This is a genomic window from Arundinibacter roseus (genome assembly GCF_004348825.1).
Taxonomy (GTDB): domain Bacteria; phylum Bacteroidota; class Bacteroidia; order Cytophagales; family Spirosomataceae; genus Arundinibacter; species Arundinibacter roseus.
On record NZ_SMJU01000010.1, the window covers coordinates 103452 to 116043 of the forward strand.

Below are 12592 nucleotides of genomic sequence, written 5' to 3' on the forward strand. Positions count from 1 at the left end.
AAGTCAAATAATTATTGAAATCAATTATATTATTTCTATATTCAATTTGACGTAATACATTTTATATCCTATTTTAATTGATAGACAGGCTCATTTAAGTTTAAAAAATTTGTAATTTCTTATTTTACTTATTAGTCTATTTTTAATAAATGTTAACTTATTTTCAATCCTCTTAAATATAGAAGTTTTATACCTTTTATTGTATTCATTTAGATAAGGCACCATTCCCTTGACGAAAACTTCAAAATTATTGTCTAAGAGAGCTTTACTAAATTGTAAATGGCTTTCATCGGCTAAAATTTGTCTCAAATTTTGAATTTTTTCTACATTTAATGTCAAGATATTTTTAGCCTTAACTCTTTTTATGGGACGCCATTTTCCACATTCATCTTGCTTCATCAATCTATATGCCAACCCTTCTCTCCTATGACTAATTCCAGAATTTTGTGATTTTATTACCTCTTCTTCAGTAATTTCTTCAAACTTTACCTTTAAATTTTTACGGGCTAAATTAACAACATTATTAATAATTTGATTTCGTATGATTAGAATGTTTGTCCCCTCGCTTTCATGTATATATTGTGGTAACCATGCGTCTCCTATGGTGATGTCAGCTGTTTCAGCCATTACGTCATCACAAAAGTCACAAGCTTTGTATTTAAAAAATCCATGTCCCCAATTTGTACCAAACAATTTTGCAACAGGTTGTGTTACTTTTGTTATTTTAACTCCATTTATCATTCCTGATACAGTAATGCCATATTGATTTGCCCCATACCCTTTCAATTTTGTTCGAAAATCCACAGACAATAGATTTTTTGGATGGATACCATTTTGCCAAGCTAGCATTTCCGCAAATCTAGTGCTCTTAAGATGTCCACACACTAACCCAATGCAAAATACTATTCTTTTTTTATAAATTTCTTCCTCTTCCATTAATAAACGAACAGCTTTTATAAAACATGGTAATCCTATTAATGCATATTTGCCTGGATGCTCCTTTACTAATCTTAAGACTTCTGATAATTCAATGGGATAATATTTAGATTTTGCACCGCTCAAAATTTCCTTTTTGCTTTTCGATATACTATAGTGAAATAATCTTTTATCTTCTTTGGTTGGAATTCTGTTTTTAACATGTAAAACACCATCAATTAACCCTTTATCGTATAATTCATTTAATATCCATGATCCAGCACCGCCTGAACTTCCTCGTTCTCTATATCCATCACTTAAAACGTAGCCCGCATATGATTTAATGTAATGGCCTAATTTATCGCTATATAATGATTTACTATTTTTATATAATACTTCACCAATTTGATCCTCATTTTTGCTTTCTTCTGAAAAGGGGCATATCTTGTTTAATTTCTCTTCAATTTCATTTGTAAAAACATTGTTTCTATCAGCTACAAATTTTGAATGATCATCTAGTTTAATATTGTACGGAGAATCCTTAATTACTGCACAGACTCCGCAACCTATACAATATCCTCCTTTTATTACAGTATCTTCAATATTTAAATTTCTACTTTCCATAGTATTTATATTACATCTTTTCATTTGATATCTTGAATTGAGCAAAAATTTTCCAATGCCTTTTGCGTTGTTTAATTTGTTCAAACACATAGTTTAAATAATATTAAAAAATGACATTTGCTAATCAACTCAGTATTTTTCAAATAATAATTTAATGAAATGCAAGTCACAATTTAATTTAGCGGATCGGTATTTATTTTTTTTGACTCTTTATTTTTGAGGCAGTTGCATTTTCAAGTATGTTGCCTTTCATTAATTAATATTTATAATCATATAATCATTTAAAAACTCGATAATTATTTGATCATAAATATCTATTTTAATGATTTACTTACTTTATATATCCTATACTTTTATAGTGTTTTTGGTAATCCTGTAAATATCCCTGATTTTTATATGTTATTTTTTTACTTTTTAATCTTCAATAACAGATTTTAATTTACATCGATTTTTATTTTGTTTGTAATTCACATTTACCATACTATCAAAGTAAAGCTTTTAAATTTGTTGTTTTAATAACAAGGATTCCTTAAAAAATTATTTTATTAATTGTATACCTATCGATTATACCTATTTTTTAGATTAATGCACGTCCCTTAATATATTTTTTGACGTTTAGTTTTCTAATTAGCTAAATAACAATCTGAATAATTTACAAATAGAATCATTAACAATAAATAAATTCTTTTACAAGTAGACCAATTATAGTATCATAAAAACGGTTATCTACCTCAATGGGTCGCTATGGATGATTATCGATTGTACATTGTTGATCCCCCTCCGTCATCTTATCCTAGCTCATGTTAAATGCATCAAATATTTGTTGTCAACTGATTCTACGGTCCACGGTGGTAATTTCTTCTGGGTTATTGCCGTTCATTGATGGTTATTTTCTCCTATCTACTCAATGGTTTGCTAACAAAATACCACATTCAGGTTTTAATAAACGTTTCAATTACAAAGCCATTCGGTGTATTTTGTGGCAAAACTAAGATTTATATTTTACTTCATATTATTGGCGTGTCCCCAATCGCGCTCGGAGTCGATGTTGCCCATGTAGAGGCAGTCCTGCAGGCCCAGTACGATTTTGGCGGCGGCGCGGGTATCTTGCGCGTCACGAAGGTTTCGCCCCGCAGCGGAGACTCGTGGTTAAACAGAATGCCGTTGCAGGCGTACATATTGTAGGCTTCGCGGTAGTTGACGGTGATCCAGTAGGCGTAGAGCTTCGCCACGGCATAGGGCGAGCGGGGGTAAAAGGGCGTACTTTCGGACTGCGGCACCGCCTGCACGAGGCCGTAGAGCTCGGAGGTAGAGGCCTGATAGATGCGGGTCTTCTTTGTCAGGCCCAGCAAACGCACGGCTTCCAGGATACGTAAGGTGCCGATGCCGTCGGCATTTGCGGTATATTCGGGCTCGTCGAAGCTCACCTTCACGTGGCTCATCGCGGCGAGGTTATAGATTTCGTCGGGCTGCACCTCCTGAATGATCCGGGTGAGGTTCATGGAGTCGGTGAGGTCGCCGTAGTGCAAAATAAAGCGGGGGTTTGCCACGTGCGGGTCCTCGTAGAGGTGGTCGATGCGGTCGGTGTTGAAGAGGGAGGTGCGGCGTTTGATGCCGTGTACGGTGTAGCCCTTGCTCAGGAGCAGTTCACTCAAATACGCCCCGTCCTGTCCGGTTACCCCGGTTATTAATGCCGTTTTCATTTCTTGTATCTTTTGAGAATTAGAAAATTTCCTGTGTCTATTCGTGCTCTATTTTCCTACTCCCTTTTCAGATGGTGAAAGTATTCCCTTTTCATGTAGGAAGCAATAGTTTTTTATCGTTCGTTATGATGAGCGGTGATGGCCTTCGACGGGTACGCCCGCCGCAACGCTCAGGCTGACATTTGACACTTGTCATGCTGAGCGGAGTCGAAGCATAATTGACGGCCTTCGACTACCCTCAGGCTGACATTCTACTCAGGCTGACATTCTACTCAGGCTGACATTTGGCACTTGTCATGCTGAGCGGAGTCGAAGCATAATCGACGGCCTTCGACTACCCTCAGGCTGACATTCTACTCAGGCTGACATTCTGCTCAGGCTGACATTTGGCACTTGTCATGCTGAGCGGTGCGGCGGGCGCTCCCGCGGCGGGCGCTCCCGACAAAGCATTTCACTCCACTAACTCGGGGTGTTCGCGTTCGAGGCGTTCGTAGAGTTGCTTCACGTGCTGTGCCTGCGCTTTGTCGATGACGAGCAGGGCGTCGGGCGTTTCGACGAGCACCACATTTTCCAGGCCGATAAACTCCACGTGCCGTTTGCTGCCCAATACGAGGTTGTTTTGCACAAAGGAGGCCTCGGGGGAGTTTGCCAGAAAGTACTCCCACAGCGCCTCAAAAGAGCCCAAATCCGACCATCCCAACTCCGCCGGGATGACGTTAATGTTGGTGCAGCGCTCCATGACGGCGTAGTCGACGCTTTGCGAGGGAATGCGCAGGCTTTCGGCTTCGGGCAAAAAAGCGCCGTCTCGGGCGTCCCAGGCAATGCGGGCACGGTCGTAAATCTCCGGTTCGTAGCGGTGGAGTTCAGTCAGAAACTGATCGGCCCGAAAGCAGAACATGCCGCTGTTCCAGAGAAAGCGCCCGCTGTCGCAAAAGGCCTGCGCCGTAGCGGCATCGGGTTTCTCGCGGAAAGAGCGCACCTCGCGTCCGTCGGCCTCAATGTAGCCGTAGCCCGTTTCGGGACGCTTGGGTACAAGTCCAAATGTAACCATTTTTTTAGTATACGCCAATTCCGTCGCTTCTTCTACGGCGCGTTGGTAAGCGTGGGCATCGGTGATGATATGGTCTGAGGGGGTAATGAGCAGCACGCTTTCGGGGGGCACGGCAAAGGCGGCAAAGGCGATGGCGGCGGCGGTGTTGCGGGGGGTAGCCTCGATGATTTCGGTGTAGTCGGCGATGCCGGCTTCGGCCAAATCGGCCCGGGAAAGCAAGAAGTTGTTTTTGTTGCCCACCACAAGCGTATGCTGACACAGCGCCTGATTGCGTTCAAGGGTCAGCTGAAAGAGCGATTTACCGCCGAACAGCCGCAGGTATTGCTTGGGTTGGGATTTGCGGGAAATAGGCCACAAACGACTGCCTACTCCTCCGGAGAGAACGACGTGGTAGGGTAATTTCATAAGGGGACGCTGAGCAGAGTTTTCTTAAAATTTTACAATTTATTGACTCAACCAATATTTACTAAACTCCTGAAAATTAGGAGCTTAGTGTCTACTATTAAATTATTAGTGTGTAAATAAATCTTAAATTCTGAATCTAAGGTAAAAGCCTTTTGTCACTTATGCAAGTCCTTTTTTTAAATTATATAAAAAATACAGTTTTTTCCTGTAAAGGTGTTAGGGCAGGGACGCAAAATTTTTTCGTCCCTACGTTCGTCCCCGCATGGAATGCCCGGCATGGAATGTCCCGCATGGAATGTCCCGCATGGGCCGCTCCTACGGAGCTGGTTGGAATCATGGCGGCGACCTTGCTACAAACGGGCCGCCTCTACGAGGCTATTTTATGTCCGGCATGGGCTGCCCCGCATGGAATGCCCCGTAGGGGCCAAACCGTTTGTAGTAAACCCGCATTCCGATCATGAACATAGCGCCGTAGGTGCGGACCAAAAACAAACAAAATGCCGTAAACGGGTCGCCCGGCATGGAATGCCCCGTAGGGGCCAAACCGTTTGTAAAAACCCGAATCCCAATCAATAAAAAAGCGCCGTAGGTGCGGACCGAAAACAAAACAAAATGCCGTAAACGGGTCGTCCCGCATGGGCCGCTCCTACGGAGCTGGTTGGAATTATGGCGGTGACGTTGCTACAAACGGGGCGCCTCTATGAGGCTATTTTATGTCCGGCATGGGCTGCCCCGCATGGAATGCCCCGTAGGGGCCAAACCGTTTGTAAAAACCCGAATCCCAATCAATAAAAAAGCGCCGTAGGTGCGGACCAAAAACAAACAAAATGCCGTAAACGGGTCGCCCGGCATGGAATGCCCGGCATGGGCCGCTCCTACGGAGCTGGTTGGAATTATGGCGGCGACGTTACTACAAACGGGGCGCCTCTACGAGGCTATTTTATGTCCGGCATGGGCTGCCCCGCATGGAATGCCCCGTAGGGGCCAAACCGTTTGTAAAAACCCGAATCCCAATCAATAAAAAAGCGCCGTAGGTGCGGACCAAAAATGGAATGCCCCGAATGGAATGCCCGGCATGAAACCTCAGACATCATCGAAGGCCGACAAAAAAGCCGAAACATCGAAAGGATGCTTCGGCTTTGAATGATTGTCAATCTATTCAGGCAATGACCTAACCGATTAACAGACGCAAAATAGTACGTCTCTACGCCTTCCCGACCATGCGCTTCATGCGGTACATGACATCCCGCATGCGGCCTTCCTTTTCGTCAGCGTAGTAGCCGTAGCCATAGCCGCCGTATCCGTAGCCGTAGCCGTAGCCCGCGCCGTAGTTTACGCCGTTGAAGATGATACTCAGGTTGTTGAAGCGTTTGTTTTGCTGCAACTCCGCGATGCGGCGCAGGTGGTCGCGCAGGGTATAGTTGAAGCGCACCACGTAGAGCGTTGCATCGGCATGCTCGGCAATCAGGGCGGCATCGGTCACAAGGCCAAAGGGCGGCGCGTCGATCAGAATGTAATCGTACTTCTGCCGCAATTCCGCCAACAGCTTCGGCAGACGCCCGTTGCTGAGCAACTCCGACGGGTTGGGCGGCACGGGACCGCTCACGAGTACGTCGAGGTTGGGGTGTACCGTAGTGGTTTGAATCAGGTTGTTCAGGTTGCCCTGTCCGATGAAATAGTTGGTGGCTCCGCGGTCGTTGGGAATGCCGAGGCGTTGGTGCAGGGTGGGCTTTCGCAGGTCAAGCCCCACGACGATCACCTTCTTGTCGGAGTAGGCCAAACTTGCCCCGAGGTTGATGGTCACGAAGCTTTTGCCTTCTCCGCCGATGGAGGAAGTAAAGAGCAGCGTGCGGCAGGTGCCGTCGCCCAGATATTGCAGGTTGGTGCGCAGGGCGCGGAACTGCTCGGCTACGGCGCTGCGGCTCGTCATCCGGATGATGCTGTCTTCTTCCTTAGCCTTGGCCGACTTCATCAGGCCGATTTCACCCATTACAGAAGCGCGGGTGGCGGTTTCAATTTCATCGCGGCGCTGCACGGTGTTGTTGAGCATAAACAACAGGTTGATCAGCAGCAGCGGAATCACGAGCCCGGCGGCTCCGGCCCCGAGGGCAATCAGTGCTTTTTTGGGCTTTACGGGTTTTACGGCCGTTTTGGGCGCATCAACAAGGCGGCTGTCCGTCACGGTAGAAGCGTAGGCAAGGGCGGTTTCTTCGCGTTTTTGCAGCAGGTAGAGGTACAGATTTTCCTTGATCGTCTGCTGCCGCTTGATACCTACGTACTCCCGTTCTTTTTGGGGCATCGTGCGGAGTCCCGCCGAAAACTTGGTGTTGATGGATTCCAGGTTTTGCTTGGTGACGGACAATCCCCGGCGCAGGTTTTGGGTATTTTCCCGAATTGCCTGCTTGGTGTTGGCAATCTGCGTGTTGACGGTTTCGAGCAGGGGGTTGTTGGCCTGCGTGGTGCGGGCGTAGCGCTCCTGCTGCAATTGCAGGTCCGTGAGGCGGGTCAGCAGCGATACCAACACGGGGTCGGTAACCATGTAGGTGGGCGGGGCGGCGCTGTTCGCATTGTCCAGAAAACTGTTGACGTCGTTGAGGACGTTCAGCTGCGTGTTTACCTCGTTGAGCTTGGTGTCATTTTCCTGAATGCTTTCCAGGTAAATCTGCGCTTCGGAGCTGATGTCGGTCAGGCCCTGCGAGCTTTTGTAGGAGGCCACGTCGCCTTCAACCTCGCCGAGTTCACCCGTCAGCAGGCTCAGACGGTCTTCAATAAATTTGAGCGTATTGGAGGCCTCGCGGTTTTTGTCGTTCAGGTTACTCTGTACGTATACGTCGAGCAGGGAGTTGAGAATGTCGCGGCCCCGCTGCGGCGACGTGTCGTCCATAGATAGCTCCAGCACCGTACTTTTAACATTCGGTTGCTGCACGGTCAGGCGTTCCTGCACATTTTCGGCCATTTCGGGCAATCCGTGAAAGTGTACCCGGAGGTCGGAGTAGCCCAAATCCGGAATGCTGTCCGCTTTGGTGACGGTAAACAACCCCCACTCGTTGCGCAGCGACTGCCCGAAGGTGCGCAGGGTTTTTTCGTCGTTGAGCCGGAAGTGCAGGGAATCTTCCAGGTGGATGTACATCGGCTCGGTGTAGGCATAGGGCGTCAGGATTTGGGGGGTTACCACAATCGGCGTGCCCTTGTAGAGATCGATGGTATGCAGGCCGTCGGGGGCGTCGTAGGAAATTTCCAGCCCCAGGTTTTCGACCACCTGCGCAATGAGCGTGAGTGAAGCCAACACTTCTATTTCGTTTTCGACGAGCTTGTTGCCGCTGAACTGCGTGAGTTCCGACAGGATGTCGTCACTCCCACCCGCCAAACCTTTTTTCTCATCCTTGATCAAAAGGGTTGCCTTGGTGCTGTACACGGGCTGCGTGATCTGCAGGTAAAAGTAGGCCGCCGTGAGGGTAAGCCCGATAAATACCGGGAAAAGGTACCAATAGCGGAGGTAGCGCCGCAGATATTCCTGCAGGTTAAACTCCTGTTCTTCCAGCTCCATGTATTCTTCTCTTGTGGTCATAGTCTGTGGTTCATAATGTTTAAAAATAGCTCTTCATTTACAGGCAAAGGGCTATTCGGCGGGGAAATGGTAGGTTCAATTAACGGGTTAGATTGATAATTACTAAACTTAACGCAGATATAATGCTAACGTAGAGCGGCATCAGCTGCACCCTTTGGTCAGTAAAAGTCATGCGAGCTTCAATTGGTTCTACATAAATCATATCATTTTTGTGGAGGTAGTAGTAGGGGGAATCAAAAATATCGCGGGAGGTAAGGTCGAGTTTTACGTACTCCCGTTTGCCATTTTCTTCCCGGATAAGCAAAATATTAGTACGTCTTCCGAAAATCGTCAGATCTCCCGCAAGGCTCAGCAACTCGGGCAGGGTGACTTTCTCATCTGGAATGACGTACACCGCCGGACGGTTTACTTCTCCCAACACGGATACCTTAAAATTCAGGGAGCGGATCGTGACGGTAGGTTCGCGCAGGTAGGTGAGCAGGCGCTGCCGGATGGTATCAGAAGCCGTTTGGGCTTTAAGGTCCTTGATATTTATTTTACCCACAAGGGGCATTTCTATATTTCCGTCACTGTCGACAAGGTATCCCAGACTTTGCTGCCGGCTCCCTCCGCCCGTAGCGGAATAGTTCATGGCACTCGTGGTGTACTGATTGGGCACGTTAAAAATCACATCCGACTCAGGGCTAAGGCTACCCACCACAATGGAAAGCAGGTCGTTGGGCTGAATCGTGGGTGTGTAGGACTGCCGGATGGTATCGGTGGAATAGCGCAGCGAATCTCCCTGAAAATACACGATGTTTTTGGGTGAAACGCAGGAAAAAAAGCTGGTAGAGGCCACCGCAAGCACGACGGCACAAACCGCAAGACTGCGGGAAAGGGAGACGTAGAAAAGGGACATGGATAAACGGGATTTACAAAAAAACATAAATTGCTGGTAACTAATTAAAAATCAAACATTTATGTGTAGCGTGTGATAGGTAAGGTGCAGGCATGAACGATATTTCCCCCGAATTTCTCACCAAAAGGCAAGAAAAAAAAATGTAGCCGCTATGAATCAAAGTATTTTCAAATAAATGCTTTAATAAGTCATAGAAACCAGCGAATAGGAAACTAGTGTGTGCACGCTGCAGCCGGGACTAGGAAAGTAGTGTGTGATTTTGAAAGGGATACGTTGTGAGCCATTTGGACTTACGAATCTTCCGGAGCAGATCCAGATGTTGCATCCGGTGAGCATCGGTGCCAAGGTACACAATAAGATTTTCTTTTAAAAGCCATTCACCCATTCGCGCGACATCCTCTCCGTAATAGCCTGTCAATGAGAGGGCATTGAGTTGCAGCTCGCAGCCCTGCGCGGCTAAGCGCCGGTACACCTCGGGTTCGTGATAGAAATAGGTGTAGCGTTCGGGGTGCGCCAATACGGGCGTGTAGCCGTGCTCGAGAATGGAAAACAGGGTTTCGGAGGTGTTCAGCAAGGGGGTGGTGTAGGGCAGTTCCACGAGCACACGGTTTTTGGGCAAGGTCAGCAGAGGTTCCCCGGAATGCAGCAGCTGCGTAAAGTGTTCGTCCAGAAAATACTCGGCCGCCGCGTCAATCGTGGTTTTGATGCCCGCCTCGCGGCACGCCTCCTGCACCGTAGCCAACCCGGCCCGGATGATGTCGGGCGTGTTGCGGTAGCAATCCCAGATGATGTGGGGGGTAGTTACGACATGTTTGAACCCATAGGACTCCATCCGCCGCACCATGTCTACGGCTTCCTGCACCTGCTGCACACCATCGTCGATCCCCGGAATGAGATGCGAATGCAGGTCCATTGCCAGAAAGGACAGGTCCAGCTCGTCAACGGAAGAAGATCTACGTAACCAGTTTAACATATGTTGAAAATAAGCCTGCAATATAGCAATGATTTGAGCGGAAAGGTTTCTTTATCCGCACTTTTGCCAGCAATTTTGATATAGGAGCTGGTAGTATATTAAAAAGAAACGTTTTGGTCTGCTCCACCGTGGGCTGTGAGACACAGCCCACGGTAAAGTAAAGATTCGGACATTGCCTGTGGCTTATTCTTCGTAGAACTTCACGCCTTTCTCCCGCAAAAACTGCTTGATCACATCCACGTGGACGCATTGCCCGACGTTGAGAAAAGGATAGTTGGACACGCGCTGTTTTTTTCCATCCATCACCACTTCCCGGTTGATTTGATCGAAGCCCAAATGCAGGTGGCGGGTGGCGCTTTGCATGCCGAAGATGATGCCGCGCGGATCAAACAACGGCCCGCCGCTTTGGCCACGCAGGCCGGGCGTGCTCAGCTCGATGCCCACAACCTGAGCAGTAGCCGGATCACCGATTTGCCGGGTGACGATGCCGTCGATGGGAAAACTCGGCGATTTGAACCGACCTTCGGAGGTCCAGTCGATGTCGTCGAGCTCGCGGTTGTAGCCAAAGTTGGTAAACTCCGGAAACGGATAGCCCAACCGGCAGAGCGAGCGACCCTGCTTGATTTTGCTGCCGTCGCGCAGAAAGACCGCATGTCCCTGATAGTGTTTGGCGGTATAGTCGTTGAACTGAATGATGGCCAAATCCTGCGTCGGGTGCAGGTGCGTGGTCAGGCTTGTGAAGCCGGAAACGGAGTTGATGAAATTGGACCGCAGGCGGATCGTGGTCTCTTTGGTGATTTTGAATTGTTCTTCGAGCCGGCGTTGGTGGAGGGCGCGGTTTTTATCTTTTTCAAAGCGCCGTAGCTCGGCCCGGAATTTCAGAAAATGACTGTACAGCGGATCGCCCCGCAGGATTTGCTCGGCCACGTGGCGGCAGGTAATGGCGCAGCCGTCTTCATTTACAAAAAACAGCGTGGCCGATCCCGGAATGATTTCTTCGCCTCCGTAGTAGCGGGCAATGAAATGAATGGGGCGGGTAAATTGGTCAACTTTCTCGATAGCCTCGACAAACATATATAAACAGGATAGATAGGGAAGGGTCGCAAAATAACAAAAAACTGCACGTGAAGCCACTGCCGGGTGTCTACTGTACGCGGATCGGAACGACGGCCTCGGTATGATCCCAACTCAGGATCAGATCGGCTCCATGGGTTTGCTCCTCAAAATAGACCGAAAAATTTTCGCGCGCCTCTTCCCGGATGCGGATCGGCACATCTACCCGGACCACATCAAGACCGTCGTTGTATTGGGTACCCCACTGCCCGGTTTCTTCATTAATAACCACCTGCCACCGGGCCGGACCCGGAATAGTCCACAAAGAATAGGTGCCTGCCGGAACGGGCGTTCCGGCTAGTTGTACATCGCTGGAAAAGTGGATGACTGTGGCTTCGTTGGCGCCGGTTCGCCATACTTTGTCGTAAGGGACGAGCGCATTGTCTTTTTCACGCCCAAAAATCAGGCGTTTCTTTTTGGCCGGCTGACAGTACGTTACTTTCACGGCGAGGGAGTCTGAGCTGTACTCGGCTACCGCTTCCGGACTAAATGATTTTGTATATCGCTGTACACTCAGGTACGCCACTATCCCCACCAACACAAACCCAACCCCACTCAGGATGAGTAAATTTTTATTCATTTATGGCAATCAATTTTTAGGTTCAAAGAGAATCCGTGCGGAAAAGCCAAGCGTTTTGGGCAGTTCACTTACCGCAGAGGCTCCGGACAGACGATTCTGTAAAAAGTATAGCTGATCGAAAATCCCAGGAAATAGTAGGTGTCGCGGGTGGTTGGGTCGCCCTGTTCGAGTTTTAGGACAGACAGCGTTTCGCCCAAATCGTCCAAATTGTCGGAAAAGGTCCGGCGGGTACCAAATTCAAGGCCAATGCTCCACGGCCGGTTGACCTGATACTTGACGCCAACCCCGTACGGAATGACCCACCCGGCGGTGGCGTAGTCGGCGGTTTTGGGCGTGGGCGTAAAGCGTGCATAACCGATTCCGGCAAATACGTAGGGCGTCCAATTCAGCGCAAACCGACGATTCTGGTAATTTAGAAAATTAAATTCAGTGGTCAGATTGGCCTCCGACAGGGACGTCTGAAACGAGCGGTTTCGTACCTGTTGAAACGGGTCTTTGGAATAGGAATCGTTGCCTGAGAAACTCCCCCGCATCACTTCGGCCCGAAAGGTAACGGCGGGACTGAGGTTATACCGAAAAAACAGACTCCCGCCCAGCCGCATCGTGTTTGGATGAAAGGCCGGGACAATATCTCCTTTGTAGGCAAGTGCTCCGGCCGCCGCCCCAATTTCGATTTTCTGCGCCTGCGCAAGACCACTCAGCAGCAGAAAGCCCGTAAAAAATCCGGAAAACAGAAGTCGGTTTAGCAAAATGAGGAGATTT

At 48.3% G+C, this 12592-nt stretch carries 10 protein-coding genes and 1 pseudogene; 2 read left to right on the top strand and 9 right to left on the bottom strand.

Annotated elements, in window-relative coordinates; genetic code table 11:
• Nucleotides 1-90: 90 nt before the first annotated feature.
• From EZE20_RS16545 to EZE20_RS16555, 3 genes and pseudogenes are all read right to left on the bottom strand, one after another.
• Complete coding sequence (locus EZE20_RS16545; RefSeq protein ID WP_199879912.1) at nucleotides 91-1623, bottom strand: Coenzyme F420 hydrogenase/dehydrogenase, beta subunit C-terminal domain; 1533 nt, start codon at nucleotides 1621-1623, stop codon at nucleotides 91-93.
• 927 nt (nucleotides 1624-2550) lie between these two features.
• Nucleotides 2551-3242: pseudogene (gmd, locus tag EZE20_RS16550) on the bottom strand (GDP-mannose 4,6-dehydratase); the annotation flags it as partial.
• A 451-nt stretch (nucleotides 3243-3693) separates the two neighbouring features.
• Nucleotides 3694-4698, bottom strand: a complete 1005-nt coding sequence (locus tag EZE20_RS16555; RefSeq protein ID WP_132119691.1) for a mannose-1-phosphate guanylyltransferase — start codon at nucleotides 4696-4698, stop codon at nucleotides 3694-3696.
• Between the two features lie 262 nt (nucleotides 4699-4960).
• Between EZE20_RS16555 and EZE20_RS24075 the strand changes: the two genes are divergently transcribed.
• Both EZE20_RS24075 and EZE20_RS16560 read left to right on the top strand, forming a co-directional pair.
• Nucleotides 4961-5119, top strand: a complete 159-nt coding sequence (locus EZE20_RS24075) for a hypothetical protein (RefSeq protein WP_165933498.1) — start codon at nucleotides 4961-4963, stop codon at nucleotides 5117-5119.
• A gap of 384 nt (nucleotides 5120-5503) precedes the next feature.
• Nucleotides 5504-5719 carry a hypothetical protein gene (locus EZE20_RS16560; protein ID WP_132119693.1) on the top strand — a complete coding sequence of 72 codons (216 nt, stop codon included), beginning with the start codon at nucleotides 5504-5506 and terminating at the stop codon, nucleotides 5717-5719.
• Nucleotides 5720-5902: 183 nt separating this feature from the next.
• Here EZE20_RS16560 and EZE20_RS16565 read toward each other — a convergent pair whose 3' ends face one another.
• From EZE20_RS16565 to porG, 6 genes are all read right to left on the bottom strand, one after another.
• Complete coding sequence (locus EZE20_RS16565; RefSeq protein ID WP_132119695.1) at nucleotides 5903-8266, bottom strand: GumC family protein; 2364 nt, start codon at nucleotides 8264-8266, stop codon at nucleotides 5903-5905.
• A gap of 79 nt (nucleotides 8267-8345) precedes the next feature.
• A complete protein-coding gene (locus EZE20_RS16570; RefSeq protein ID WP_132119697.1) occupies nucleotides 8346-9164 on the bottom strand; it encodes a polysaccharide biosynthesis/export family protein in 819 nt (272 codons plus the stop codon).
• Nucleotides 9165-9402: 238 nt separating this feature from the next.
• Nucleotides 9403-10137, bottom strand: a complete 735-nt coding sequence (locus tag EZE20_RS16575; RefSeq protein WP_132119699.1) for a tyrosine-protein phosphatase — start codon at nucleotides 10135-10137, stop codon at nucleotides 9403-9405.
• 183 nt (nucleotides 10138-10320) lie between these two features.
• Entirely contained in the window at nucleotides 10321-11211 is an 891-nt protein-coding gene (locus EZE20_RS16580; RefSeq protein ID WP_132119701.1) for a trypsin-like peptidase domain-containing protein, read from the bottom strand.
• A gap of 70 nt (nucleotides 11212-11281) precedes the next feature.
• Entirely contained in the window at nucleotides 11282-11830 is a 549-nt protein-coding gene (locus EZE20_RS16585) for a DUF2911 domain-containing protein (protein ID WP_132119703.1), read from the bottom strand.
• 68 nt (nucleotides 11831-11898) lie between these two features.
• Nucleotides 11899-12579: a type IX secretion system protein PorG gene (gene porG / locus EZE20_RS16590; protein WP_228713819.1), complete on the bottom strand. Its 681-nt coding sequence runs from the start codon at nucleotides 12577-12579 to the stop codon at nucleotides 11899-11901.
• Between the last annotated feature and the right edge of the window lie 13 nt (nucleotides 12580-12592).

Bases quoted from the DNA above. Each gene is read 5' to 3' on its own strand.
- EZE20_RS16555 (WP_132119691.1), bottom strand. From the start codon at position 4,698: ATGAAATTACCCTACCACGTCGTTCTCTCCGGAGGAGTAGGCAGTCGT.
- EZE20_RS16585 (WP_132119703.1), bottom strand. From the start codon at position 11,830: ATGAATAAAAATTTACTCATCCTGAGTGGGGTTGGGTTTGTGTTGGTG.
- EZE20_RS16570 (WP_132119697.1), bottom strand. From the start codon at position 9,164: ATGTCCCTTTTCTACGTCTCCCTTTCCCGCAGTCTTGCGGTTTGTGCC.
- EZE20_RS16565 (WP_132119695.1), bottom strand. From the start codon at position 8,266: ATGACCACAAGAGAAGAATACATGGAGCTGGAAGAACAGGAGTTTAAC.
- EZE20_RS16580 (WP_132119701.1), bottom strand. From the start codon at position 11,211: ATGTTTGTCGAGGCTATCGAGAAAGTTGACCAATTTACCCGCCCCATT.
- EZE20_RS24075 (WP_165933498.1), top strand. From the start codon at position 4,961: ATGGAATGCCCGGCATGGAATGTCCCGCATGGAATGTCCCGCATGGGC.
- EZE20_RS16575 (WP_132119699.1), bottom strand. From the start codon at position 10,137: ATGTTAAACTGGTTACGTAGATCTTCTTCCGTTGACGAGCTGGACCTG.